The following is a 26,363-nucleotide window of genomic DNA, read 5'->3' on the forward strand; positions in this document are numbered from 1 at the left end:
GCTCACGCCTCCCTCAGCCGGGTCTTGATATCGAGGGCCCGGATCAGCGCGTCCCCGAACAGGTTGATCGCGACCACGGTGATTGCCACGGCAAGACCGGGAAAGACGATGATCCACGGCGCCTTGAAGAGGAGGGCCGAGCCCGAGGACATCATCGAACCCCAGCTTGGGGTCGGCGGCTGCGCGCCAAGGCCGAAGAAGCCAAGCGTCGCCTCGAGGATGATCGCGTCGCCGGTGGCGAGCATCCCCGCCACAAGCACAGGGGCAAGTGAGTTCGGCAAGAGGTGGCGCAGGAGGATGAAGCTGTCCCTCGCGCCAAGGCTTTTTGCCGCCTCGATATAGGTCTCGGACCGGATCGCCATGATCTGCGCGCGGGTGAGGCGGGTGAATTGGGCGAGGTACGCGACGGCGATGGCGACCATCGTGCCGGTGATACCGGGGCCGATGATGGCCACGAGGATCAGCGCAATCAGGATTTCCGGGAAGGACCATGTCAGATCGACAAAGATCGTAACCGCCCGGTCGAAGGCTCCGCCGAAATAGCCCGCTGCTGCACCGAGCACCATGCCGGTGAACACCGAGACGCTGATTGACAGGACCGAAACGCTGAGCGAGGTGCGCGCGCCGTAAAGCACGCGGGTCAGGAGGTCGCGGCCGAATTCGTCTGTGCCGAGCCAATGCGCGAACGAGGGCGCGGCGAAGGCGTTCGGCAGGTCCTGGATGTCATAGTCGTAAGGCGTCAGGACCGGAGCGAAGATCGCGCCCAGCACCACGAGCGCCAGCCAGGCGCCCGAGATCGCGCCCTTGGGCGTCCGCAATGCGCGGCCGATGGAGTTGAGGGTACCCTTCAGGCTCATGTCATCGCACTCCGCACGCGCGGGTCCATGAGGGCCTGCAGGATGTCGCCAAGAAGCGTGCCGAGCATGACCGCGATGGCCAGCATCAGGAGGCAGGCCTGAACAACCGGGTAGTCGTGCTGGGCGAGGGCCTTGATGAGCGTCAGGCCAAGTCCAGGCCTGGCGAAGACATATTCAACCGTGACCGCGCCGCCGAGGATCCAGCCGATGCGCAGGGCAAGGATCGTCACCACCGGGATCAGCGCATGGCGCAGGACGTGGCGCAGGCGGATGCGGGCGGGCGACAGGCCCTTGGCGTGAAGAAGCAAAACGAAATCGCGGCTCGCGGCGTCGATCATCGACACGCGGGTTACCCGGGCCACAAGTGCCATGCCGCCTAGACCGATGGTCAGAACAGGCAGGACAAGGCTTTCCCAGCCACGCGCTCCCGAGACCGGAAACCAGCTGAGCTGGACAGAGAAGGCGAGGATCAGGAGAAGCCCGAGCCAGAACGAGGGCAGGGTGGAGCCGAGCAACACGCCCCCCATGATGATTTGGTCGGGCCAGCGGTCACGGTAGGCGGCGGCGACGATGCCGAGGATGATGCCCATGATCGAGGAAAAGAGCAGCGCAAAGCCCCCGAGCATCAGCGAATTCGGCAGCACCTGCGCAATCATCGAGGAAACCGGGCGTCGGGTGATGATCGAGGTGCCAAGATCGCCCTGCAGGACGTTGCCCAGCCACATGCCGTATTGGACGATGAGCGGCTGATCGAGGCCATACTTGGCCTCGATCTTGGCCCGGGCATCTGGACCCGAGCCGACTTTCAGAAGGTTGTCCACCGGATCGCCGGGAATCAGGTGCAGGATCAGGAAGATGATCGCCGACACCGCCAGGAAGACCGGCAGAAGGAGCAGCACGCGCCTTATGAGATAGTCGAGCATCGTGCCCCCTCCGCCGGTCGGCCTTTACCTTACTCCTTGGCCTCGACGTCGACCATGACGACGCCGGTGATCGAGGTGCCATGGAGCGTCTCGGGCATGGTGATGTGTTCCTTGTTGTAGGCCATGTTCTGCGGCGGCTGGTAGATCGGCGCATAGGGGAACTGGCTGGTCACATACTCATGGTAGGCCTTGAAGTTCGCGGTACGCTCTTCCCCGGTCTTGGAGCCGGTCATCGCCTTGGTCCGCAGCTCTTCCGCCTTCGGATCGTTGAACATCGAGACGTTCGGATAGCCCAGCCGGTCGCCGCCGAAGAACCAGTCGACGATGTCGGCATTGTTCCAGAAGTAGGAGCGCACGGCGAGCTGCTGTTCGCCCGACTTGTACTGGTCGCGGATCGTCGAGCTGTCGAAGGTCTGGATCTGCGGATCGAAGCCGACAGCTTTAAGCTGTGCCTGAACAACTTCCGTCAAGCGACGGAAGACACTGTCGTTTTGCGTCCAAAGCGAGACGGTCAGCTTCTTGCCGTCCTTCTCGCGCACGCCGTCGGCGCCCTTGACCCAGCCGGCCTCGTCCAGCAGCGCGTTTGCCTTGTCCGGGTTGAAGCTGATGTTCACCGCCGGGTCGATCTGCGCTTCCGGCAGGGCCGAGATCAGGAAGTTGTTGGCCACCGCGCCATAGCCTGAAAAGACGTTCTGCAGGATCTCTTCCTGGTTGATCGCATAAGCCGCCGCTTCACGCACCTTGATGTCGGTGAAGGGCTCTTTCGTCACGTTGATGGGCATGTAGTAGACTTCCTGCCCGGGGATCGGCGCCACGGACAGCGCCGGGTCCGAAGAGATGTCCTTCAGGTAGTCGGTCGGGATCGACAGAAGCCCGTCCACGCCCCCGGACTTGAGTTCAAGGAAAGCGGTCGAATCCTCGGGGATCTCGCGGAAGGTGATCCGCTCCAGCTTGGCCGGGCCCTTGTTGGCGGAAAGCGGCGAACCCCAGGCGTAGTCGTCGTTGCGCACGACGACAGTTTCCTGGCCGAGCGTGAAGCTTTCCAGCTTGAACGGGCCGGTGCCGACGGCTTCGGTGATGCCATAGTCATCGCCGAGCGCCTCGACCGCATCCGGGTCCGGGATGCCCATGAAGGAGGAGGCGAGGTTGTAAAGGATGTTCGGGTCCGGATGCTTCATCACGAACTTGACGGTCAGGTCGTCGGGCGTTTCGACCTTTTCGATGGCATCGACCATGTAGCTGCTTTCGGTCGAGCGGAACATCTCGATGAACTTGGCGATGTCGGCCGAGGTCAGGGCCTTGCCGTTGTGAAATTTTACCCCCGGCTTGAGGTGGAAGGTCCAGGACATGCCGTCCGGCGCCTCGTCCCAGCTTTCGGCAAGGTAGGGGTGAAAGGACAGGTCCGAATCCTGCGCCACGAGGTTGTCGTAGATCATCGAATAGACGGTGTTGGTGTTCACCGCCGTCAGCAGGTTGTAGCTCGGGATGCCGACCTCGTTGGTGCCAAGGACAAAGGTCGCTTCCTGGGCTGCGGCGGACAGGGGCAGCAGCGCCGCCACCGACACGCTCGCGGCGAGCATGTGTTTCTTCAACGTCATGAACATCTTGTTTGAACTCCCTGTGTAGATTGTTGTGGTCATTTCAGTGGTCGGTGGGGGTCACCGGCATGGCCGATGAAGTCGTTGTATAGGGCCGAGACGCGGGTCATCCGATCCTCGACCTCCGGGCCGAGCTGGGCGAAGACGCCGTTCACCAGAAGCCCGATGAGCGAAGACATGGCCGAGGTCGCATCCCAGAACTGGTTGAAGTCGGTCTGCACGACGAAGACCTCGTCGGCGACCTCGCGCGCCCAGGGGCAATAAGGGTCGGTGATGATCGTGACCGGAATGCCCGCCTCGCGCGCGGCGATGGCAAGGCGGCGCGTCAGCCGGGAGTAGCGCCGCCCGTCTATCAGGATCAGGCACACCTCGTCAGGCGGGGCCAGCAGCACCTCGGCGAAATTGCCGGCGGCGAGATCGAGAAGCTGCACGCCGGGGCGCAGGTATTGCAGCTGGTTGACGAGGAACTGGCCATGACCGCGCTCGGTCTGAAAGCCGGAGACGAAGACCTGCCGCCGCAGCGCCAGCCGCTGCACCGCACGGGCGAACTCGGGCGATGCGGCGGTTTCGTAATTGGCGAGGATCGCCGCCATCTCGCGCTCCAGCCCCCGCGAAATCTCGGTCGCGCCCTGCTTCTGGCGGGTGGCGAAGTCGGTCAGGCGGTCACCGACCAGCCAGGCCTTGTCACCCAGATCGGACTGGATGGCACCCTTGAGGTCCTTGAAATGCCGGTAGCCCAGCCCGCGGCAGAAACGGCCGACCGTCGCCTCGCTGACGCCGACCTTGGCAGCGACCGAGGCTGCGGTCTCGAAAGGGAGGTCTTTGATGTTCGACAGGAAGTAGGTGGCAAGGGTCCGGTTGGCGGGGGTGGCGTCCCGCAGGCTGTCTTCCAGTCGGCCGCGCAAATCGGCCGGTAAAGGCGGAACTGCCTCCTGATCTGCCATTGACCCCCCGGTCGGTTTCGCGGCCTTGCGCCGTCGTGATTCATGAAAAGCGTGACAGAAACATTCCCAACCGTCAATCTTGCAAGAAAACTGTGATCGATTAATCTGACAGCATCGGATTGGGGGAGGGCGGCATGCCTCAAGCAACGGCACGGATGGCGACGCGGCCCCCTTTGGTGATCGAGGCGGCAGAGTTGCGGCTGGTGCGTCTGCCTTTGGTGACGCCTTTCACAATCGCCACTGGCACCATGTATGAAAAGCATTTTCCGCTGCTGCGTCTTTTTTCGGGGCAGTGGGAGGGGGTGGCGGAAGGGGTGATGGACCCGCTGCCCGATTACCTTCCAGAAACGACGGCGGGGGCGATGGCCTTCCTGACTGACGCGATTCTGCCCGGTCTGATCGGCAAGAGCTTTGCCCATCCGAACGCGCTCGACCGCCATTTCGCGCCGTGGCGGGCAAACCGGATGGCACTGGCGACGGTCGAGATGGCCTTCTGGGACCTCTGGGCGCGGTCGCTGGACCTGCCGTTGCAGACAGTCCTGGGCGGCGAGGGCGACGCGATCGATGTCGGCGTGTCGCTTGGCATTGGGCCGCTCCCGAGCACGCTCGACCGCATCCGCGCGCATCTCGATCAGGGCTACAAGCGCATCAAGCTGAAGATCATGCCGGGCCATGACCTCGCCCTTGTCCGCGCCGCGCGCGAGGCGTTTCCGGGCGCGCATCTGACGGTGGATGCCAACAGCTCCTACACGCTGGCAGATACGGCGCTGCTGCAAGAACTGGATGCCTTCGGGCTCGACTATATCGAACAGCCCCTGGCCTGGAACGACATCCACGACCATGCCGTGCTGCAATCGCGGCTTAAGACGCCGATCTGCCTTGACGAATGCCTGGGCACCGTGGCCGAGACGCGCAAGGCGCTCCAGACGGATGCCGCGCGGGTGGTCAACATCAAGGTCGGGCGGGTCGGGGGCCATTCCTCGGCCCGGGCGATCCACGATCTGGCCCAGGCCTTCGACGTGCCGGTCTGGTGCGGGGGGATGCTGGAAAGCGGGGTGGGCCGGGCGCACAACATCCACCTCTCCACCCTGCCGAATTTCCGCAAGCCGGGGGATACCTCTTCCGCCAGCCGCTACTTCCACCGCGACATCATCGTGGAGCGGCTGGAGGCGACCGACGGTCGGATGCCGGTGCCGCAGGGGCCCGGCACGGGCGTGACGCTCGACCAAGATTTTCTTGCCACGGTCAGCACCGATATCCGCAGGTTCGGCGCATGAGGGACGTGATCCTCCGTGACCTGAGCGGCATGGCCGAATTCCGGCTGGCCGAGGCGCTGCAGAACGATGTCTGGGGCCATGACGACACGGCCGACCCGGCCGACCTGATGATGGTCATCCAGGCCGAGGGCGGGCTTTGCGCCGGTGCGTTCCATGGCGACCGGCTGATCGGCTATGTCTTCGCCTTTCCGACCCGAGACCCGCAAATCCAGCATTCGCACCGACTTGCCATCCGCACCGAGGCTCGGGGCCTCGGCCTTGGGGCGCGGCTAAAATGGTATCAGCGCGACTGGTGCCTCGCGCGGGGGATCCGGCTGGTCCGCTGGACTTATGATCCGCTGCGGATCCTGAATGCGAGCCTGAACATCGGAACGCTCGGAGCGGTCGGGCGGACGTACTATCCTGACTATTACGGCAAGATGGCGGGCATCAATGCGGGCGCCCCGTCCGACCGTCTGCTGGCGGAATGGTTTGTCGCGGATGCGACGGTCACGGCGCTTGCCAATCGCCAGCCGGTTGAGGTGACGCCGGTCTCGCGCATCGCCATTCCGACCGATTTTGCCGAGATGCTGACCGCCGATCCCGACCGCGCGCTGGCGGATCGGCTGAAGCTGCGGCTGGAGATGACTGAGGCTTTCGCCCGGGGCGAGGAAATCACCGGGTTTGACCGCCAGCGGGGGGAGTACCTGCTGACGAAACGGATCGAGCGCGGCGCGAACGGATAATCCGTCCGCGTCATGGCAGCGCGGCTTGACTTCGACCGTTGTCCCCCGGTCAATGCCCCCAGACCGGTCGGGCGAGTCTCGGGGGCCGGTGTCGGGCCGAAGGATATGCCCGGCAGGATCTGCGGGAGAGAAGCATGTCGAAGAAGGTCGATCTCGTCGTCGTCGGCGCGGGGATCGTGGGGCTGGCCCATGCGCTGATCGCGCGGCGGCGCGGGCTGTCGGTGATCGTGGTGGACCGCGAAGCCGAGGCGATCGGGGCCTCGGTCCGCAACTTTGGCTTCGTCACCGTCACCGGCCAGCAGCAAGGCGATTGCTGGCGGCGCGCCATGCGGTCGCGCGACATCTGGCAGGAGGTCGCGCCGCTCGCGGGGATCCCGGTGGAACATCAGGGCCTTCTCGTCGTCGCGCGGCGGCCAGAGGCGATGACCGTTCTCGAGGCGTTCAAGGCGACAGACATGGGGGCCGAGTGCAGGCTCATCGACGCTGCGACCCTGCGGCGCGACCATGGCGCGATCCTCGCAGATGGCGAGTTTCAAGGCGGTCTCTGGAGCCCGCATGAACGCCGGGTGGAAAGCCGCCACGCGGTCGGCAAGCTTGCTGCCTGGATCGAGAAATCGCTTGGCGCCGAGTTCCGCCGCAGGACGCTGGTCAAGGCGGTAGAGCCGGGCCGTGTGGTGACGACCGATGGCGTGATCGAGGCCGAGCGCGTGGTGGTCTGCCCCGGTGACGATTTGCTGACGCTGTTCCCGGACCGGATCGCGGCGATGGGCATCACCCGCTGCCGGCTGCACATGATGAAGGTCATGCCGGCCGACAAGGGCTTCCGCCTGCCGGGATCGGTGATGACCGACCTGTCGCTGGTCCGCTACCTTGGCTATTCGGAGCTGCCCGAAGCGGCCCCGCTCAGAGCGCGGCTGCAAGCCGAGCAGGGCGAGTTCCTCGACAACGGGATCCACCTGATCGCCGTGCAGGGATCGGATGGCGGGCTGATCGTCGGTGACAGTCACCACTACGAATGGAGCCCGTCGCCCTTTGCCCGCGATCGGGTGGATGAGTTGATGCTGGACGAGATGAACGCCACCCTGCGCCTGCCCGGCGCCCAGGTGACCGAACGCTGGATGGGCACCTATGCGTCGCATCCCGAGAAGCTGATGATCATGGATGCGCCCGATCCGGCGATCCGGCTGGTGATCGTCACAAGCGGAACCGGGGCCAGCACCGCTTTCGCCATCGCCGAAGAAACCCTGACCGATCTGTATGGAGCCGCCGCATGACCAAGAACCGCCTTCAGGCCGTCATCCTCGACTGGGCCGGAACCGTCGTTGACCACGGCTCGCAAGCGCCGATGGGCGTATTCCAGCGCAGCTTTGCCAGGTTTGGCGTCGAGATCAGCGTGGACGAGGCGCGCGGCCCGATGGGCATGGCGAAGCGCGACCATATCGCCGCCGTGATCCGCAGCCCACGCGTTGCAGCCGCCTGGAAGGCCAAGCATGGCGCCGACCCGACCGAGGCGGATATCGACAAGATCTACGAGATCTTCGTGCCGATGAACGTCGAGGTCGTGACCGATTACGGCACCCTGATCGAAGGCGCGGCCGAGATGGCGAAGAGGGCGCGGGCGCGGGGGCTGAAGATCGGCTCCACCACCGGCTATACGCGCGACATCATGGCGCCGCTGCTGCCGGTCGCGGCGAAGCAGGGCTACGCCCCCGACAGCCTGGTTTGCGCGGGCGATCTGGCGCAGGGCCGTCCGTCGCCGCTGATGATGTACCAGACCTTCATCAACCTCGGCATCTGGCACCCCTGGGCGACCGTCAAGGTCGACGATACCGAAGTCGGCATCGAGGAAGGGCTGAATGCCGGGACCTGGACCGTGGGCGTGGCGCTTTCCGGCAACGTCTTCGGCCTGAACCCGGAAGAGACGGCGGCGCTTTCGCCCGAGGAGTTCGACCGTATGCGGGACGAAGCCTATGCCAAGCTCCTTCGCGCCGGGGCGCATTTCGTCATCGACAGCGTGGCCGACCTGGACGAGGTCTTCGACGAGATCGAAGGCGCGCTTGCCCGCGGCGAGCGGCCCTGAGACTGACGGTCTTTCCCTGGATTTTCGGCCCCGGGATCCCGGCTGGGCTTGAAAAGCCTGCCGGTAACAGCGCAAGTCTGGGCGATGGAGGCAGGGATGTCGGCGTCCGTCACGCAAGGTCTTGATCTGGCAATGGCCGTTGGAGTTCTCCGACGGAATGCGACCTTTTCGGCTCTGAGCGAAGAGCATTGCGCCCGGATTGTCACGGTCGGCCCCATAGACCGCGCCGATGCAGGGACAGAGCTGATCAGACAGGGTGAAATCGGTCGATTTGCCTTTCTCGTGCTGGAGGGCGAAGTCCGCATCGAGGTCGAGACGGAGACGGGCCGTGTTCCAGTAGCGCGGCTGGGGACAGGGAGCCTTGTGGGCGAGATCGGCGCCTTCGCGGCGACGCCCCGCACGGCCAGCGTGATCTCGGAAACCGAAGTCGTGCTTCTGCGGATCGATCAATCGACCATCCACGCGCTCATGTCAGAAACCCCCGGCGCGGCAGTGGCAGTGATCGGCGAGCTTGGCGCCCGGCTGCAGGGGCTGAATGGCACCATCGCGGCGCTGACGCAGGCCGCCCATGCCCTGGCGCGGGACGAGTTTCAGCCCGGGATGCTGGACATGCTTCGCCGGCAGGCCGACCGTTTCTCGCCATTCGCCGATGTCTTCGACGAGATGGCGCTGGAACTCAGGCGCAAGCGGATGCTTGGGCAGGAAATGGCGGCGGCAGAGCAGATCCAGATGGCGCTGCTGCCCGACCGGATCGATGCCGGCCCCCTGGCGGGAAGCTTTGAGATTTCCGCCTCGATGACGCCGGCCAAGCATGTGGGCGGCGACTTCTACGACTATTTCATGCTGGACGACGAAACGCTGGCGCTTGCCATCGGCGATGTCTCGGGCAAAGGCGTGCCGGCCGCGATCTTCATGAGCGTGTGCCGGACCACCCTGCGATCGGTCGCTCGCCAGGGTCTGTCGCCAGGCCGCACGCTGGCCGAGGTCAATCGGCAGCTGGCCGAGGGAAACCGAGAGTCGATGTTCGTGACCATGGCTTATGCCAGGCTGAACCTGCGCAGCGGCGCGTTCACCTGTGCCAGCGGCGGCCACGAAGAGGTGTTCCTGTTGCGCCCCGGAGAAGGCGCGGACCAGATGGAACCGACTGGCCCGGCGCTTGGGCTGTTCGATGGCGCGGAGTTTGGCGAGATCCACCGCACTCTTGGTCCTGGCGATCACCTGATCCTTGGCACCGACGGGATCACCGAGGCGTTCAACGCGGCGGGCGAGGTCTTTGGCAGGACACGTTTCGTCGCGGCGCTTGAGGAGAACGCGGATCAGTCAGCCCAGGCGATGGTTGCCAATGTTGCCAGCATCATCGCCGCCTTCGTGGCGGACCATCCGCCGTCAGACGACCTGACAGGGCTGGCGATGCGCTATCTTGGACCGAAGTAAAGGGTCAGTTCGTTGATTTCCCCGTCACGGCGGTAGTTGATCCGATCGGTCGTCTCTTGCATCAGCCTGATGCCAAGCCCGCCGATCTCGGCCGAGGCGATATCCTCGGCGGGAACGAAGGCCGGGCCGGCGAGGGGATCGAATGCCGGGCCATTGTCGCGGATCACGGCCGTCGCGCCTGCGGGCACGAGGTCCACAGACACAGTGATCTGGCCGCCAGGGTCCCCGTCGAAGCCGTGGAGCAGAATGTTCGTCACAGCTTCATTGAGGCAAAGCTTCACGTCATGGGCGATCCGTGCCGAAAGCGACCGCCGCGCCGCCAAGGCGTCGAACCAGAGGTTCAACTCGGAAACGCCCGACAGCGCGCTGCCAAGCACGATGGTCTCGGTCGTCTGTAGGTCGGTCCAGGAACCAGACATTTCCAGAGCTTTCCCCGAGGTCCGGGGCCGGACCGGCCCCATCAGAGTCGCGCCGCCCGTTACTTTCTGACCCAGGCCAGCGCGGCAGGTTCGTCTTGGACGAGCATCACGATCTTGTCCACTCCGGTGGTTTCCAGAACCCGCCGCGGTGCCTCCTGCGCACCGAACACGGCCATGCGGCCGGCTTGCTCGGCGATGGTCTTGGCAGACTTTACCAGCACGCGGATGCCGATCGAGGCAAGGAAATCCACCCCGGACAGATCGACGACGACGCGCTTGTACTTGTCGGCGACCATCTTGAAATGCGGGTCGATTTGGGCCGAACCGTCAAGGTCGATCGGACCTTCGAGCGTGATCTTGTAGACGCCGCCCTCCAGGTCTTCATGCGTCAGCTTCATGCCATTCTCCCAACCGGACCGGCGCGGCGGCCGGATTTCCCCCTGCGGTTAGCATGTGGTCTGTGACAGTTTCTTGACAGTCTGCCCTGATCCGAGGTCAGCCGCGGCCCTTCGATTTCAGCCAGTCACCGATGATCTGGCGGTGGCGGTCGCGCCCGTAGCTCGGGAAGTGGCCGCCATGCACCACGGTGACCGGCAGATCGTAGAGCCGCTCCATCGAGCGGAGGTATTGCGCCTGTTCGAGCGGGTTCGTGCCCTCGATAAGTTCCCCGTCATAGACGATGTCGCCGGAGAAGAGGATGCCTGTCGCAGCCTCCCACAGGGCAATGCCGCCGGGGGAATGGCCGGGGGTATGGATCACCTCGAACCGCCGGTCACCAAGATCGACCACGTCACCATCCCAGAGCAGCCGCGTCGCGGGGGCAGCGGCTACCGAGTACAGCGCGGACTGGTAGGGTTCAGGCGGCAGGTCGGTGAAGATGTCGTCGGTCACATACTTGTCGGCAAAGGTGTTTTCCCGCGTCGGCGCTCGTAGCAGGTGCGCCTCGGCCCCGTGGCAGGAGCGGCAGGGAAATTCGTGGTGGCAGCCGACATGGTCGAAATGCGTGTGGCTGGCCACGGCTTCGAGGGGGCGTTCGGTCACGAGCGGCACATGGGCGCGCAGGCTGACGACGCCCATGCCGCTGTCCACCAGCAAGTCGCGGTCGCGCCCGCGCACATGCCAGACGTTGCAGCGGTAGAACTCGCGGATATGCGGCTCGTCGATCCAGGTCACGCCGTCGCCGACCGATCTTTGCCGCCACCAGGCTTCGGGAGAGATGCGTTTCATGGATCGAGAAGTACCCAGGTCATGGCTGCAAGATCGACGATCTCGCCCGGCGCGGGAAGGACCGATTGCGGCAGGTGAAAAACAATCTGCATCTCTGGTGCCGCCAGAGGTGTTGCGTGGGCGCGGACATGCGTCCCGAAAAAGGCGGCGTCGGTGATGGTGGCCCGCCCCAGTTGCAGCGCGCCGACCGTGGCAAGCTCTGCCGGTCGGATCGATTCCGGGCGGATGCACAAAACCCGTTCGCGATCATTCCCAAGTGCAACCAGGCCGAGGGGCGAACTGTCGCCATTGACCGGGATGCGGTTGATCTCACCCATGAAGCCAGCCGAAAACAGGGACTTGGGCCGCAAATAGACCTCGCGCGGGGGGCCAAGATCCTCGATCCGGCCTGCATTCATCACCACGATCCGGTCGGCAATGGCCATTGCCTCCTCCTGATCGTGGGTGACATGGACGAAGGTCGTTCCGACCCTGCGCTGGATGGCCTTCAGTTCGTCCTGCATTGCGCGGCGCAGCTTGAGGTCAAGCGCCCCGAGCGGTTCGTCAAGCAGAAGCACATCGGGTTCCACCGCCAGCGCCCGGGCCAGCGCCACGCGCTGGCGCTGCCCGCCGGAGAGCTCATGCGGGCGGCGGTTCCCCCGGCCGGCGAGACCGACGAGCGCAAGCATCTCCTCGGCCTTCTTGAGGCGCCCCGATTTCTCGACCCCGCGCATCCGGAGACCAAAGGCGACGTTCTCGGCCAGGCTCATATGCGGGAACAGGGCATAGTCCTGGAACACGGTCGTCGTCGGGCGCTCCTTCGGGCTGACGCCCGCCATGTCGCGCCCGCCGATCAGGACCTGACCCTCGGTCGGTTCGGCGAAGCCGCCGATGATGTTCAGAAGCGTGGTCTTGCCGCAGCCGGAGGGGCCGAGCAGGACGACGAACTCGCCGGCGGCGATTTCCAGATCGACATGGTCGAGCGCGGTCGCGGTGCCATAGCGCTGACGCACACCGCGAATGGAAACGGGTGCGGTCATGCGCGCCTCCGCAGGATGAAGATTTCCGCCAGCACGACGACCCCGATCGAAACCAGGAAGACGAGCGAGCCGATGGCATTGGTGGCGGGCGAGAGGCCCGAGCGGAGCATCGACCAGATCTCGACAGGCAACGTCACGTCGAAGCGGGTGAGGAGAAATGCGATGATGAACTCATCCCAGCTGAAGGTGACCGACAGGAAGAAGGCGGCGGCGAGGGCCGGGGCGAGCATCGGGGCCGAGACGAGCCAAAGCACCTGCGCTTCGGACGCGCCAAGGTCGCGCGCGGCGCGTTCGGCGTTCTTCTGGTGGTCGCCCATGGCCGCGTAGGTGATGGCAAAGCAGAGCGGCAGGTTGATGACGACATGACCGATGCCGGTGGCCAAAAGCGAGGGGCGAATGCCGATCTGGTTGAAAAAGGTCAAGAGACCGAGGCCGATGATGAGTGTGGAGACGGTCATTGGTGCGATTATCAATACCCGCATCAGCACCGATCCAGGCAGTTTCACCCGTGCGAGGGCATGGGCCGCGAGGAAGCCGAGCACCAAGGCGACCGCAGACGAGATCAGCGCCACGATCAGCGAGTTGACGAGCGCCGCCATCAGGTCGCCGTCCGACAGGACCTTCTCGTACCACTTGAGCGACATGCCCTGCAGTGGCGGCACCGGCAGGCGGCCGTCCTGAAAAGAGAACACCACCAGCACCGCAACCGGCAGAAAGATAAAGAGATAGGCGGCGGCGAGGTAGAGCCAGGAAAGCGCGCGCATCATACCCGGTCGAGCCTCAGCCAGCGCGCCGAGAGCAGATAGGCAAGGGTCACGACGAGCATCAGAACGACCGACAGCGCCGAGGCGAGCGGGAAGTTCCCGCCGCGCCCCATCTGCAGCATGATGAGCTGCGGCAGGGTCAACTCGTTGTTTCCCCCAAGAATTTGCGGAGTGATATAGTCGCCGATGCACAGCACGAAGGTCAGGAAGGCCCCGGTGACAACGCCGGGCAGGGTCAGCGGCAGGATCACGTGGCGGAAGGTCTGGAAGCGCCCCGCGCCAAGATCTTGCGCCGCACGGGCATAGTTCGGGGACAGCTGGATCAGGTTGGCATAGATCGTCAGCGTCAGCAGCATCACGAAGAAATGCACGAAGCCGATCACCGTCGCTGTCCGGGTCGCTGCGATCTCCAGCGGCGCCGAGATGAGGCCCAGACCGAGCAGCGCCTTGTTCAGCACCCCGTTCTGGCCGAGCACGAGCAACCACGCATAGGACCGCACCACGTAGGAGGTCCAGAAAGGCAAGACCGCCAGCAAGAGCGCCAGCCGCTGCCAGCGCTTCGGCACGCGGAAGGCGATGATCGCGGCCAGCGGATACGCGAGGATCACCGACACCACCGAGACGACAAGGGTGATCTCGATGCTGTTCACCAGTGCCTTGAACATCGTCCAGTCGGTGAAGATCCGGACATAGTTGCCGGGGTCGAAGCCGTGAACGACCGTCCGCTCCTCCATGTGCGCGAAGGAAAGGGCGAGCATCACGGCAAAGGGGATCAGGAAGAAGGCGAGAAGCCAGATCAGGGCCGGGGCGACGAGGCCCCAGCCCTGCCGACGCTCTCGGGCGGCGGGGCTCACTTCTGCATCATCTCCGTCCAGAGATCCTGCATCTTGGTGTCGAGCGCGGCATCCGGGATCGGGTAAAGCTGGGCCCGGGCGAGGTAGTCGGGCTGGTCATCCCACCGCAGCACCGCCTTCTGTTCCGGCGTCAGGACGTCGCCGGCCTTGCTGTTGGCGGGCATCCCCCAATAGCAGCTCGCCGTCGCGAGGCGCGCCTGTCCTTCCGGCGAGACGATGTACTTCACGAATTCCAGCGCGAGATCGGGCTGGCTGCTGTCCTTCAGCACACCGATCGACTGTGCCCATCGCAGGCCGCCCTGCTTCGGGATCGTCCAGTCGAGGTTGGGGTTGTCGGCGGCCAGCACCGCCGTCACCCATTCGCCACCGCCCACCATGATGTCGACATCGCCGGTCGCCAGCGCCGTCTGGCTGGAAACCACGTCCGACACCTGTTTTGACGCTGCCTTGAGCTTGAAGAGCGGGTCCTTCAGCTGGTCCAGATTGTCGGCGGTGATGTCGGCAGTGTTGATGCCCTGACCCATCGCAAGGATGCCGAGGACCGGCAGGTAGTAGTCGTAGATGGCGATCCGGCCGTCATACTTGCCCGACCACAGGGTCGAGAGATCCTCCATGTCCTTTGGATCGACCTTGGTCTTGTCGTAGGCGATGGTGTTGTAGCCGAACTTCTCGGTGACGGCGTAGGTCTTGCCATCCTTGGTGTTGTTCTCGGCCATGACGAGTTGCGGGAAAAAGTCCGCGGTCGGAAGCTGATCTGCCGGCAGTTCACCAAGATATCCGGCATCGACAGCGCGATGCACGTCGACCGCGTCGATCACCAGCACGTCCCAGTCGCCGGGCTGTGACTGGTCGAGGATCGCAAGGCCAGCCGCCGTGCCCTCGTACTCCTTGAGGTTCACTTTTACCCCGAACTTCTCTTCGAAGGGTGCGACGAGCGACGGGTCGGTATGGTCGCACCAGACGAGCGCATTCAGGTCCTTTGCCAGCGCCGGGCTGGACAGCAGGATCAGGGACAAGGCAGTCAGTGCTGCCGAGGGCAGGGACGGTCGGGGCATCAGTCTCTCCATGTCGGGTGTCACGCTCTTGCCGGCGCGGATGAGAAAAAAATTGAGTTCATTCATTTTTGAAGTCAATGTCATTTTTCAGGCGATTTGAGAACGTGAAGGGTTTCCCGGTGACGGGATTGCGCGCGAGACAGAAGGCCGATCGGAACCGCCGCCTGACCGAGGCAGCGGTCGAACTGTTCCGCGATGCAGGTTATGACGCCGTGCGCATCGAGGACATCGCGGCACGGGCCGAAGTGTCGGTCGGGACCTTCTATAACTACTTCGAAACAAAGGGCGATCTTCTGGTCTCCATCGTCATGATGGAGGTCGAAGAAGTCATCGAAGCCGGTGCCTCCGTTCTGGCCGATCCGCCCCCCGATCCGGCAGAGGCGATCCTGCGACTGATCGACGGATATTACGACCATTCGCTGGTCTATCTGACCAAGGAGATGTGGCGCCGCGCCATGGCGATCTCGATCGAGGCGCCGATGACGCCCTTTTCGCAGCGCTACACGGAGCTGGACCGAAAGCTGGCCGATCAGGTCTGCGCCATGGTGGCGCGGCTTCAGGCGACCGGACGGCTGCGGCGAGACGTTCCTGCCCGGGCGGTGGGCGAGATGCTTTTCAACGACCTGAACAACGCCTTCATGGAATTCGTCAAATCCGACGAGATGAGCCTTGACGACCTCAAGGGACAGGTCGCCAGCCACGTCCGCCTGCTGGCACAGGCGCTGTCCCCGTAGGGCGGGGGTCACACCGCCCTAGCGTTCCATGATCGCAGCGGCGGTGGTGTAACCGCCGCCGAAGGCGCAGAGTGCCACCCGGTCGCCGATCAGTCCCGGCTGGGTCAGGGCCAGCGGAATGCTCGACGAACTTGTGTTCCCGAAACGCTCGATCACGCTGAAGGCAGGAACCCCGGCCCGACGCTCGACTGCGTCGATGATCCGCTGGTTGGCCTGGTGCGGCACCAGCGCGTCGAGATCGGCAATTGCAAGCCCGGAGGCATCGCAGGCGCGATTGACGATTTCCGTCATCGAGCGCACGGCATCGGCAAAGACCTGACGGCCCAGCATCCGCACATAGCCGCGGCCGCCGAGGGGAACCGAAATCAACCGGCCCGGCTCGGGGTGGCCGCCAAGAACGGGCCTGCTCACCCGCCAGGCCCCCGTATCGCCGCGACCCGCGCCGTGAACAACGGTTGCAGTGGCCGCATCGGCAAAGATCACCGCCGTGTCGGGGTCGTCAAGGTCGAGCGCAGGCGACAGGATTTCTGCCGTGATCACAAGAACGGACGCTTCGGGACGCGTGGCAAGAAACTGCCAGGCCTGCTCCATCGCGTAGATATAGCCACTGCAGGCCGCGTTCACATCATAGGCTGCGATCTGCGGCACCGGTCCGTCGCCTGCCGCTGCCACCGTGACGCGCGAGGCGAGCGACGGTGTGATCACATCCGGCGTTCCCGTTGCCGCGACGACGAGGCCGATATCGGCCATGGCCATGCCCTCTGCGGCGAGCGCGGCCTTTGCGGCCTCGGTCGCCATGCCGAGCAGCGTCTGGCCGGGGCCTGCCCAATGGCGTTCCTGAATCCCTGTCGCGCGCAGGATGTCCTCGGTCTTCCGGCTCGGCCAGCGGGCGGCGAGTTCGTCGGTCGTGACCAGCCGTGTGCCGTTTACCGCGCGGATCGCGCCAAGCGCGACGTGATCGGTCGCCGCCTTTTCGGTCACGATACGGGGCGCACGTCCAGTGAACACCGCCTTGAGCGGGACCTCACGTTCGGGCGCCGAGCCACCTTCCTGCGGTTCCAGCGTTATCACGGCCGCTCCGACCCGGATGTCGTCGCCGACCCGGGCGCAGATGTCGGCCACAATCCCTGCACGCTGCGCACATACATCGACGGCCGCCTTCGTCGCCTCGACCACGGCCACAAGCTGGCCTTCCTCGATCCGGTCGCCGGGCTGGACATGCAATTCCACCACCTTCACCAGATCGTCGGCAGGACCAGAGCCGATGGCCAGAACGGCATCGGCATCGGTCAGGGCAGAGCTGTCCGGTTCCCAGTCGATCTGCAGGTCAAGAAGCCCAGCCGCCGCCTCGAGTACCTTCGAAACCGAGGGCAGGACGGCCAGTTGATCGGCGAAATTGAACGGAATGTATGTGTCCTGTCGCCCGACCCGCGCCACGCGCAGGCCCGAACGCGCCGTCTCGGCCGCATGGGCCGCTATTTCCGCCCCGAAGCCGCCGGTCAAGTTTTCCTCATGAACCACCAGAAGCCGACCGGTGCGCCGGATGCTGGCCGAAACCATCTCTCGATCCCAGGGCGAGATCGAGCGCAGGTCGATCAGGTCGGTGCCGATGCCGTCCTCGGCAAGACGTTCCGCTGCGGCTTCGGCCAGTGGCACGGTGTTGCCCCAGGCGACCACGGTCAGATCCGCCCCCGTGCGCAAGCGCTTTGCCCGGCCGGGCAGGGTGAAGAGGTCGGCCGCATCGCCCGAAGTTGCCTTGTTGGGCAGGTTCAGCATCGCCTTGGGATAGAGGAACAGCGTCGGCCGCCCACCGGCGAGAGCCGCGTTCAGCAGACCCGCGGCATCTGCGGCAGAGCTTGGCATGACCACATCGAGGCCCGGGCACTGGGCAAAGACGCTTTCCATCGACTGGCCGTGGAACGGGCCGAGGCCGGGCTTGTAGCCGCCGACCGGCGCCATCACAACGACCGGGGCCGACCAGTGGCCTGCGGTGCGCCAGTAGATCGTCGCAAGCTCCGACATGATCTGGTTGGCGGCCAAGGGCAGGAAATCGGCGAACTGGATGAAGGCGATCGGTTTTTCGCCCGTGAGGGCCCGGCCGATCGACGTGCCGACGATCGTCGATTCCGACAGGGCAGAGTTCTGCACGCGTCCGGGGAAGGCGGTGGACAGGCCGCGTGTGATGCCGAAGACGTCGCCCTTGGGATCCTCGATATCCTCACCCAGCAGGACGACCGCGGGGTCCGAGGCAAGCTGTGCCTGAAGCGCACGGTTCAGCGCCTCGCGCATGGTCTGCTCGCCCTTCTCGGCCGTCGTATCGGGCCGGGTGGCCAATGAGGGCGGGAAGGGGGCACGGACCGGCGGATTTGACACGGGGGCATTCTCGGTCCGGGCCGCGGCCAGCGCGGCATCGACCTCGTCCTGAACCGCCTGCTCCATCACCTGCAGACGCGCTTCCGACAGCCCTGTCCGGGCGAGGGCAGCGCGGAGGTTTTCGACCGGGTCGCGTCCGGGAAAAGCCTTGAAATCGCTGTCGGGACGATAGATGCGCTGGTCGTCCGCATTGGTGTGATCGCTGAGCCGTTCGAATCTTCCGAGCAGGATCAGCGGCCCGCTGCCGCCGCGGACCCGCGACATCGCGTCGGAGCAGGCTGCAATGGCGCCATCCACGTCCCAGCCGCAGAAGCGCATGACCGGCAGGCCGAACAGCTGGTCGATCTCGGTGCCGTTCATGTCGAACACCGTTCGCCCGCGCGTTGCGGTGGAGATCGCCCAGCCATTGTCCTCGACAAGGAACAGTACCGGCGCCGTCTGGCGGGCCGCTTCGGCGAAGGCTTCCAGCACTTCGCCCTGCTGGGTGGTGCCATCGCCCATGGCGCAGATCACGACGGGATGGTCAGGCGCATCCTTGAGTGCGGTAGCCGCGCCAACGGCCTGCAGCGCGTTGTTGCCGACGGGGCCGACAAGCGAGGCGATGTTGCGGTCGCGCCAACTGTAGTGGGCGCTCATCTGCCGTCCGGCGGATTGCGAGGCGGGCGAGGCGAGGAAGGCCGCGAAGACCTCTTTCAGCGGGAGGCCTGCCGCCATCATCAGCGCCTTGTCGCGATAATGGGGAAACAGCCAGTCCTGTGCCTCCATCGCCATCGCCACCGCGGCAGTCATCTCATGGCCTGCGCCCGAGACGTGGAAATGGCCGACACCCTGATCGATCAGTGCCTGTTCCTGCCTGTCTACAAGCCTTGCCCGGTAGATTGCCCGGTATAGGGCCGCGAGATCGGTTTTCTCGCCCAGATCCGATGGATCGAGTTTCATCAAGCAGTCCGATATTGTTGCTACGTCAGGCCCACCGACTGAACGTGGCTGCCGCGGGAGCGGAGGTCGTGGACGAAAACTCTAGCAGAACCGGGGGGAGCGGCAAGCGCGGGTCCGCCGATCTGCGCGGGCAAGCGGTCTGGCGATCACGCTTTTGCAGCAATCCTCCGGCGGCAGAACCTCGTGTGCCCCAGCTCCGCCCCTGTCCGTTTGGCGGCCAGCCTGTTCCGCCCTGCGGTCCGTCCTAAAGAAGTGCTTGTGGGTGGCAAGAGAAGATGTGGAAGTCAAACACTTGTTATTAAATGAAAAAACAAGTGATTTTGGTGGATCTGGCACGATGCTCTGGCAGATGGAGGGTGGCCCGACCGGCCTGTCTCACCTCTTCTGCTTGTGGAATATGACAGACTTCGGGATACGATGCGGCCGGCCATGCTGCTGTGCAGAAATGTTACAAGTTGTTGCTACCACCTCAGCAAACTCTGGAAGGTCTGATCCAATGTTCTCACTTGCCGGAACCAAGGTCCTCGTCGTCGGCGTCGCCAATGACAGTTCGATCGCCTATGGCTGCGCCAAGGCCTTCCGGGCGCAGGGTGCGGATCTTGCCATCACGTATCTCAACGAGAAGGCCGAACCCCATGTGCGCCCCTTGGCGGAAGAGCTTGGGGCAGAAATCGTCTTGCCTCTGGACGTGATGAAGCCCGGCCAACTCGAGGCCGTGTTTGCCGAGATCGCAGAGCGTTGGGGCCGGATCGACACCCTTCTTCACTCGATCGCTTTCGCCCCGCGCGACGATCTGCACGGGCGGGTCGTCGATTGCTCGGCCGAGGGTTTCGCCCTGGCGATGGATGTTTCGGTGCATTCCTTCCTGCGGATGATCCGCCTGGCCGAGCCGATGATGCCGGATGGTGGCACCTGCATGGCTGTGTCCTTCTTCGGTTCGAGCCGGGTGGTGAAGAACTACAACATGATGGGCCCGGTGAAGGCTGCGTTGGAAAGCGCGGTGCGCTATGCCGCCGCCGAACTCGGGCCGAAGGGCATCTCGGTGCACGCGCTTTCCCCCGGACCGCTCAAGACGCGCGCGGCCTCGGGGATCGGGCATTTTGACCAGCTGCTCGATGCCGCAGCCGAAAAGGCGCCCATGCATACGCTCGTCTCGATCGAGGACGTGGGCGCGGTGGCGGCTTTCCTCGCCTCGCGCGAGGCGCGCAATCTGACCGGCGGGGTCCATGACATAGACAGCGGCTATTCGATTATCGCCTGAAGGAGCCTTTCATGGCCAGCGTTTTCGACCTCTTCGACCCACAGACCCAACCCGCGATCCCTCGTCCTGAAAGCGATGTGATCACAATTCAGACCGCCGCGCTCGAGGCCGCACAGCGCGAGATAGGCAGCATGACGCATGCCGGCGACATCCTGTCGACCGCCGCGCTTCGTCACAGCCGCCGCATTCAGGAAACCCATGCCGAGCGTGCGCGCTCCCTGATCGGCAAGTCGCGCGCCCTGATCGGCACTCTGCGCGACGAGCAGGCGGGGGGCGGCCTGGCCCAAGCCTGGACTGACTATCTGCGCGACGCCTCTCAGCGCGCCGTGCTCGCGATGGATACGCTGCGCAAACGGGGCGACATCTTCCTCGAGCACGAAGCGGCAGGCTGCCCGCCGGTTCTGGTCTATGACTACGAGACCGTGATGGACGGCAAGGACCTCGCCTTTCCGTCGAACTATCAGTTGCTGCGCATCCTTCCGCCCGAGGGCGTGGCGGTCGATGACACCAAGCGGCCTTACATCATCATCGACCCGCGCGCCGGGCATGGGCCGGGCATCGGTGGCTTCAAGGAAGACAGCCAGGTCGGCGTTGCCCTGCGCCACGGCCATCCGGTCTATTTCGTCTCGTTCCGTCGCGAGCCCGAGCCGGGGCAATACCTGTCCTATGTCACCCGGGCCGAGGCCGCCTTTGCCCGCGAGGTGATGCGCCGCCATCCGCTGTCGGAGAAGCCGATCATCATCGGCAACTGTCAGGGCGGCTGGGCGACGCTGCTTCTGGCCGCGACCAATCCCGACCTGACCGGCCCGATCGTGGTCAACGGCGCGCCGGTGGCGCCCTGGGCGGGCGAGGTGGGCGTCAATCCTATGCGCTACAATGCCGGGGTGCTGGGCGGTACCTGGGTGCCGATGTTCCTGTCCGATCTTGGCAACGGCGTCTTCGACGGCGCGCATCTGGTCCAGAATTTCGAGCTGCTGAACCCAGGTCGGACCATGTTCCGCAAATATGCCGACCTGTTCCGCGATGCCGGCGACAAGTCGGCCGAAGCGCGGTTCCTTGAATTCGAGACCTGGTGGGGCGGCTTCTTCCTGATGAACGAGCCCGAGATCCACTGGATCGTCGAGCAGCTGTTCGTCGGCAATCGCCTGGTCAAGAACGAGGCGCGGCTGGAGCCGGGCCGTCCGGTGGACCTCAAGGCGATCCGCGCGCCGATCATCGTTTTCGCCAGCCACGGCGACAATATCACCCCGCCGCAGCAGGCGCTGAACTGGATCGCCGAGACCTATGCCGATGTGCAGGAAATCCGCATCCGCGGCCAGCGCATCATCTACATGGTGCACGAACAGGTCGGCCATCTGGGCATCTTCGTGTCCTCGCAGATCGCCAACAAGGAACATAATGAGGTCGCCTCGACCCTGGCCACGATCGAGGCGCTGGCGCCCGGTCTCTACGAGATGGTGATCGAGGATTATCACGGCGACATCCAGAACCGGCAATTCACCGTCGGCTTCGTCGAGCGCACGCTGGACGACATCCGCAAGCTCGATGACGGGGTCGAAGACGAACGCCCCTTCGCCGCCGTGGCGCGCGCCTCGGAATTCCAGTCTCAGGCCTATGACATGGTGATGCGGCCCTTCGTCAAGGCGGCCGTGACCGAGACCACCGCCGAAGTCAGCCGCGCCCTGCATCCGCTGCGCCTGACCCGGGCGCTTGCCTCGTCGAAGAACCCGGTGATGAAATCGGTCGAAAACCTGGCCGAGCGGGTCGCCGAAAGCCGCGAACCCGCCAGCGATCACAACCCCTTCGTGAAGGTCGAGGCGCTGTGGGTCGATGCGGCCGAGCAGGCGATCGACTTCTGGCGCGATGCGCGGGACATGACCTATGAGCTGGCCTTCCACGCGATGTGGAACACCCCCTGGGCGCGGGTCTTCGGCCGCACCCACGAGGCGCGCCGCACGCTCAAGAACAGCTCGGAACTGCGGAACCTGCCCGAGGTCCAGGCAGCGATCTACAACATCGAGCGCGGCGGCTTCGTCGAGGCGGTGATCCGTATGCTGGTGCTGCTGGCCGAGAACCGCGGCGGCGTCCGCCGCGACCGGCTTGAGCGGTCAAGCCGTGTCCTGACCATGGACGAGCCCTTTGCCTCTCTTTCCGCCCAGCAACGGGCGCTGATCATCCACGAGCAGACGCTGATCGCCACCTATGACACCGAACGCGCGATCGAGACATTGCCGCTGCTGCTGAAAACGCGCGAGCAACGTGAACTGGCCGTACAGGTCGTGCAGTATATTCCGGGTGAAATCGAAGAGATGACGCCCCATACTCTGGAACTGCTGCAGCGCTTCCATGATGTGCTGGGCCTGCCGCCGATTACCGCCGATATCCTGGAGGATCCGCTGGAAAGCATCTCCGCCGAAGGCTTCGCGCCGACCTTCTCCCGGTCGGCGGCCGCAACCGAAACGGCGGCAGTCGGTCCGGCCGTCGAGGCAGGACCGTCAGAAGAGGCGGCGGCTTCCGGCGACGCTGCGCCGTTCGTCGAGACTGGTACCGATGCGGACCAAGCGTTGACCTCCGCCCGGCCGATGACCGAAGCTTCTGGCAGGGTGCCGCGTCGGGCGGCACTGCGCCGCGCTGCAAGCAGGAACACCGAAAATTGAAACTGGAAAACCGCACCTATGACGAGCTTGCCGTCGGAGACACTGCCGAACTGAAACGGCTGATCACGGTCGACGACCTTTATATCTTCGCGCAGTCGTCGGGAAACCATAACCCGCTGCACCTGCCCGGGCAGGACAGCGACGGCGATGGCGAACCGGATCAGGGCGTGGCGCCGGGCATGTTCGTCGCCTCGCTGATTTCCGGGGTTCTCGGCAACTTTCTGCCCGGCCCGGGGACACTCTACCGGGCGCAGACGCTGGATTTCCGCGGCCGGTCGCAGGCAGGCGAGGAACTCGTTGCGCGGGCGACCGTCAAGGCGAAAGAGGCCGATGGCATCGTCACCCTGATGACCGAGGTTACCCGGGTTTCGGACGGTCAGGTCATTGTCACCGGCGAGGCGCGAGTGATCGCGCCCACGCGCAAGGTTATCACAGACGAGCTGGAAATCCCGGGACTGATCGTGCAGCGCCACCGCCATTTCGATGCGCTGCTGGAACGTGCCCGGCCGTTGCCCGCGCTAGTGACGGCCGTCGTTGCGCCGGAAGAAGAGAACTCGCTCGGCGGCGCGATCCTGGCGGCAAAGGAAAGCATCATCACGCCGATCCTTATTGGTGATCCCGACCTGATCTGCGCCGCCGCCGGTCGTCTGGGCGAAGACATTTCGGGGTTCGAACTGATTGCTGAGCCGGGGCAGGAAGCCGCGGCGCGCATCGCCTGCGAACTGGTGCACGAAGGTCGCGCGGCGGCGGTCATGAAAGGCCACCTCCATACCGACGACCTGCTGCGCCCGATGCTGGACAAGGAGAAAGGGCTGCGGTTTGGCCGCCGCTTCACCCATATCTTCGTCATGGATGTTCCGGGAATGCCGTCGCCGCTTCTGGTGACGGATGCGGCGATCAATATTGCCCCCGATCTGGCGACCAAGGTCGATATCGTGCAGAATGCCATCGACCTGGCGCTGTCGATCGGCATCGAAACCCCGCTGGCCGGTATCCTCTCGGCGGTCGAGACGGTGAACCCGGCGATCCAGTCGTCGATAGACGCGGCGCTTCTGTCCAAGATGGCCGAGCGCGGCCAGATAAAGGGCGGGTTGGTCGATGGACCGCTGGCGATGGACAACGCGGTCGACATTGCCGCGGCGCGGACCAAGAACCTGCGATCGGCCGTGGCGGGCCATGCCAACATTCTCGTGGTGCCGGGTCTCGATGCCGGCAACATGCTGGCGAAGCAGTTGACCTTCATCAGCCACGCCGAGGGGGCAGGGGTCGTGATGGGCGCAAAGGTGCCGGTCATCCTCAATTCGCGATCCGACAGCGAAAAGTCGCGGCTCGCCTCCTGCGCGGTCGCGGCGCTGCATGACGCACGCATCCGTGGAGTCGGAAAATGAAGCAGGTGATCCTGACGCTTAACGCCGGATCATCCTCGCTCAAGTTTGCACTGTTCCCGCCGGAAGGCGACATCCCGCTGGCGACCGGTCTGGTCGACCGGATCGGCGCAGACGGGGAGATGCGGCTGAAGGACGGCAACGGGGGCGCGTTGCCCCTGCCAAAAGGGGGCGACTACACGAGCCATACCCGCTCGCTCGCCACCGCTCTGGTGGCGCTGGAGATGTCCTTTCCCGGCCTGAGCGTGGCGGCGGTGGGCCATCGCGTGGTTCATGGGGGGCCGGATTTCGCGGCGCCCGTCCGAGTGGACGAGACCGTGCTGTCCGCCCTCGACCGCCTTTCGCCCTTCGCGCCGCTGCACCAGCCGCATAACCTTGCCGGCATCCGCGCCGCGATCGAGACCTTTCCCCACGCCCTTCAGGTCGCCTGCTTCGACACGGCCTTTCACCGGGGCCACAGTTTCGAGAATGATGCCTTCGCCCTGCCACGCGCCTATTTCGACAAGGGCATCCGCCGCTACGGGTTCCACGGCCTGAGCTACGATTATGTGTCCGGCCATCTGGCCATGATCGACCCCGATCTGGCGCAGGGGAGGGTGATCATCGCCCATTTGGGCAACGGAGCCTCGATGTGCGCGCTGAACGGCGGGCGGTCCGTGACCTCGACCATGGGCTTCTCGGCGCTTGACGGCCTTGCCATGGGCACGCGCTGCGGCCAGATCGACCCCGGCGCGCTTCTTTACCTGATGCAACAGGAGGGGATGGACGGCGATGCCATCTCGGACCTGCTTTACAAACGATCAGGCCTCTTGGGCCTGTCGGGCCTGTCGCATGACATGCGCGAGCTCGAAGCGGCGGACACGCCCGAAGCCCGGCAGGCCGTCGGCTATTTCATCGCGCGCATCCGGCGCGAACTCGGCGGGCTGACGGCGGTTCTCGGCGGGCTGGATGCCCTGATCTTCACAGCCGGGATCGGTGAGAACTCGGCGCCGGTGCGAGCCGCGGTCTGCAAGGGGATGGACTGGCTCGGCCTCTCCATCGACGAGACGCGAAACGAGCAGAATGCGCCGCTCCTGAGCAAAGATGGGGCAAAAGTCCGGGTGATGGTCCTGCCGACAAACGAGGAACTGGTCATCGCGCGCGGGGCGCGCAGACTGGTGGCGGACAGCGAAAGGCCGGCAGCGTGAAGCGAGCAATCAAGCCCGAGGCGGCAGCAGCCCTCATCCCTGACGGATCGGTGCTGCTTATCGGCGGTTTCATGGGTGTTGGCAGCCCGCATCGGCTGATCGACGCGCTTGTCGCGCGCGGCGCCCGCGGGATGACTGTCGTGGCGAATGATACGGCCATGCCGGGCCACGGCATCGGAAAGCTGGTGACGGCCGGCGTCATCACAAGGCTTGTCACCTCGCATATCGGGCTGAACCCCGAAACGCAGGCCAAGATGATCGCAGGCGAAATCGATGTGGAACTGGTGCCGCAGGGGTCGCTGGTCGAACGCATCCGCGCAGGCGGCGTGGGCCTCGGCGGCATCCTGACGCCGACGGGTCTTGGTACCGAGGTCGAGGACGACAAGCCGGTGATCGAGGTCGATGGCAAGCGCTTCCTTCTCGAAAAGCCGATCAAGGGCGACTTCGCCCTGATCGCCGCCCATCAGGCCGATTACGTCGGCAACCTCGCCTATTCGCTAACCGCCCATAACTTCAACCCGATCATGGCGTTGGCCGGGGCCACCGTGATCGCGGAACCTGATGCCATCGAGCCGGTGGGCGTGATCCCGCCCGACGCGGTCAAGACGCCGGGGGTCCTTGTCGACCACCTTATCGAACGCGCGCGTTAAG

The 26,363-nt window shown here is 64.8% G+C and carries 23 protein-coding genes; 11 read left to right on the plus strand and 12 right to left on the minus strand.

Going from position 1 to position 26,363, the window contains the following annotated elements; all coding sequences use genetic code 11:
• Window positions 1-2: 2 nt before the first annotated feature.
• The 4 genes from L0V05_RS18410 to L0V05_RS18425 are packed head-to-tail and all read right to left on the minus strand — an operon-like array spanning window position 3 to window position 4,322.
• A complete protein-coding gene (locus L0V05_RS18410) occupies window positions 3-857 on the minus strand; it encodes an ABC transporter permease (RefSeq protein ID WP_234872965.1) in 855 nt (284 codons plus the stop codon).
• Window positions 854-1,780, minus strand: a complete 927-nt coding sequence (locus L0V05_RS18415) for an ABC transporter permease (protein ID WP_234872966.1) — start codon at window positions 1,778-1,780, stop codon at window positions 854-856. The genes L0V05_RS18410 and L0V05_RS18415 overlap by 4 nt, the downstream gene beginning before the upstream one ends.
• A 29-nt stretch (window positions 1,781-1,809) precedes the next feature.
• On the minus strand, window positions 1,810-3,378 hold the full coding sequence (locus L0V05_RS18420; protein WP_234872967.1) for an ABC transporter substrate-binding protein: 1,569 nt from the start codon (window positions 3,376-3,378) through the stop codon (window positions 1,810-1,812).
• 38 nt (window positions 3,379-3,416) lie between these two features.
• Window positions 3,417-4,322 carry a MurR/RpiR family transcriptional regulator gene (locus tag L0V05_RS18425; RefSeq protein WP_234872968.1) on the minus strand — a complete coding sequence of 302 codons (906 nt, stop codon included), beginning with the start codon at window positions 4,320-4,322 and terminating at the stop codon, window positions 3,417-3,419.
• A 134-nt stretch (window positions 4,323-4,456) separates the two neighbouring features.
• Between L0V05_RS18425 and menC the strand changes: the two genes are divergently transcribed.
• From menC to L0V05_RS18450, 5 genes are all read left to right on the plus strand, one after another.
• Complete coding sequence (menC, locus tag L0V05_RS18430) at window positions 4,457-5,599, plus strand: o-succinylbenzoate synthase (RefSeq protein ID WP_234872969.1); 1,143 nt, start codon at window positions 4,457-4,459, stop codon at window positions 5,597-5,599.
• A complete protein-coding gene (locus L0V05_RS18435) occupies window positions 5,596-6,324 on the plus strand; it encodes a GNAT family N-acetyltransferase (protein ID WP_234872970.1) in 729 nt (242 codons plus the stop codon). Before menC ends, L0V05_RS18435 begins: the two co-directional genes overlap by 4 nt.
• 134 nt (window positions 6,325-6,458) lie before the next feature.
• Window positions 6,459-7,598 (plus strand): TIGR03364 family FAD-dependent oxidoreductase, encoded by a 1,140-nt coding sequence (locus L0V05_RS18440; protein WP_234872971.1) that lies wholly within the window; start codon window positions 6,459-6,461, stop codon window positions 7,596-7,598.
• Window positions 7,595-8,404 carry a phosphonoacetaldehyde hydrolase gene (phnX, locus tag L0V05_RS18445; protein ID WP_234872972.1) on the plus strand — a complete coding sequence of 270 codons (810 nt, stop codon included), beginning with the start codon at window positions 7,595-7,597 and terminating at the stop codon, window positions 8,402-8,404. The genes L0V05_RS18440 and phnX overlap by 4 nt, the downstream gene beginning before the upstream one ends.
• A 96-nt stretch (window positions 8,405-8,500) precedes the next feature.
• On the plus strand, window positions 8,501-9,838 hold the full coding sequence (locus tag L0V05_RS18450) for a PP2C family protein-serine/threonine phosphatase (RefSeq protein WP_234872973.1): 1,338 nt from the start codon (window positions 8,501-8,503) through the stop codon (window positions 9,836-9,838).
• Here the strand turns inward: L0V05_RS18450 and L0V05_RS18455 are convergent.
• The 7 genes from L0V05_RS18455 to L0V05_RS18490 form a co-directional block, all read right to left on the minus strand.
• Window positions 9,820-10,257: an ATP-binding protein gene (locus L0V05_RS18455; protein ID WP_234872974.1), complete on the minus strand. Its 438-nt coding sequence runs from the start codon at window positions 10,255-10,257 to the stop codon at window positions 9,820-9,822. The genes L0V05_RS18450 and L0V05_RS18455 overlap by 19 nt on opposite strands.
• Window positions 10,258-10,316: 59 nt before the next feature.
• Complete coding sequence (locus tag L0V05_RS18460) at window positions 10,317-10,655, minus strand: STAS domain-containing protein (protein ID WP_234872975.1); 339 nt, start codon at window positions 10,653-10,655, stop codon at window positions 10,317-10,319.
• 97 nt (window positions 10,656-10,752) lie between these two features.
• Window positions 10,753-11,484, minus strand: a complete 732-nt coding sequence (locus L0V05_RS18465; protein WP_234872976.1) for an MBL fold metallo-hydrolase — start codon at window positions 11,482-11,484, stop codon at window positions 10,753-10,755.
• Window positions 11,481-12,503 (minus strand): ABC transporter ATP-binding protein, encoded by a 1,023-nt coding sequence (locus tag L0V05_RS20755; RefSeq protein ID WP_406565992.1) that lies wholly within the window; start codon window positions 12,501-12,503, stop codon window positions 11,481-11,483. The genes L0V05_RS18465 and L0V05_RS20755 overlap by 4 nt, the downstream gene beginning before the upstream one ends.
• Complete coding sequence (locus tag L0V05_RS18480) at window positions 12,500-13,267, minus strand: ABC transporter permease (RefSeq protein WP_234872977.1); 768 nt, start codon at window positions 13,265-13,267, stop codon at window positions 12,500-12,502. Before L0V05_RS18480 ends, L0V05_RS20755 begins: the two co-directional genes overlap by 4 nt.
• Complete coding sequence (locus L0V05_RS18485; protein ID WP_234872978.1) at window positions 13,267-14,121, minus strand: ABC transporter permease; 855 nt, start codon at window positions 14,119-14,121, stop codon at window positions 13,267-13,269. Before L0V05_RS18485 ends, L0V05_RS18480 begins: the two co-directional genes overlap by 1 nt.
• Window positions 14,118-15,176, minus strand: a complete 1,059-nt coding sequence (locus L0V05_RS18490) for an ABC transporter substrate-binding protein (RefSeq protein ID WP_234872979.1) — start codon at window positions 15,174-15,176, stop codon at window positions 14,118-14,120. The genes L0V05_RS18485 and L0V05_RS18490 overlap by 4 nt, the downstream gene beginning before the upstream one ends.
• A gap of 104 nt (window positions 15,177-15,280) precedes the next feature.
• Between L0V05_RS18490 and L0V05_RS18495 the strand changes: the two genes are divergently transcribed.
• A complete protein-coding gene (locus tag L0V05_RS18495; RefSeq protein WP_234872980.1) occupies window positions 15,281-15,910 on the plus strand; it encodes a TetR/AcrR family transcriptional regulator in 630 nt (209 codons plus the stop codon).
• An 18-nt stretch (window positions 15,911-15,928) separates the two neighbouring features.
• On the opposite strand, the gene L0V05_RS18500 is transcribed toward L0V05_RS18495, so the two are convergent.
• On the minus strand, window positions 15,929-19,222 hold the full coding sequence (locus L0V05_RS18500) for a thiamine pyrophosphate-dependent enzyme (protein WP_234872981.1): 3,294 nt from the start codon (window positions 19,220-19,222) through the stop codon (window positions 15,929-15,931).
• 496 nt (window positions 19,223-19,718) lie between these two features.
• On the opposite strand from L0V05_RS18500, the gene fabI reads away from it, so the two are divergent.
• From fabI to L0V05_RS18525, 5 genes are read left to right on the plus strand one after another with little or no spacing between them, the layout of a single operon-like run.
• The gene (gene fabI, locus L0V05_RS18505; RefSeq protein ID WP_234872982.1) at window positions 19,719-20,483 is read left to right on the plus strand and encodes an enoyl-ACP reductase FabI; all 765 of its coding nucleotides are present in this window, start codon (window positions 19,719-19,721) and stop codon (window positions 20,481-20,483) included.
• A gap of 11 nt (window positions 20,484-20,494) precedes the next feature.
• Window positions 20,495-23,140, plus strand: a complete 2,646-nt coding sequence (locus L0V05_RS18510; RefSeq protein WP_234872983.1) for a DUF3141 domain-containing protein — start codon at window positions 20,495-20,497, stop codon at window positions 23,138-23,140.
• On the plus strand, window positions 23,137-24,528 hold the full coding sequence (locus L0V05_RS18515; protein ID WP_234872984.1) for a bifunctional enoyl-CoA hydratase/phosphate acetyltransferase: 1,392 nt from the start codon (window positions 23,137-23,139) through the stop codon (window positions 24,526-24,528). The genes L0V05_RS18510 and L0V05_RS18515 overlap by 4 nt, the downstream gene beginning before the upstream one ends.
• A complete protein-coding gene (locus L0V05_RS18520; protein ID WP_234872985.1) occupies window positions 24,525-25,712 on the plus strand; it encodes an acetate/propionate family kinase in 1,188 nt (395 codons plus the stop codon). The genes L0V05_RS18515 and L0V05_RS18520 overlap by 4 nt, the downstream gene beginning before the upstream one ends.
• On the plus strand, window positions 25,709-26,362 hold the full coding sequence (locus L0V05_RS18525; protein ID WP_234872986.1) for a CoA transferase subunit A: 654 nt from the start codon (window positions 25,709-25,711) through the stop codon (window positions 26,360-26,362). Before L0V05_RS18520 ends, L0V05_RS18525 begins: the two co-directional genes overlap by 4 nt.
• The last annotated feature ends 1 nt before the right edge of the window (window position 26,363 follow it).

The organism is Alitabrizicola rongguiensis (assembly GCF_021491355.1).
GTDB classification, from domain to species: Bacteria; Pseudomonadota; Alphaproteobacteria; order Rhodobacterales; family Rhodobacteraceae; genus Aliitabrizicola; species Aliitabrizicola rongguiensis.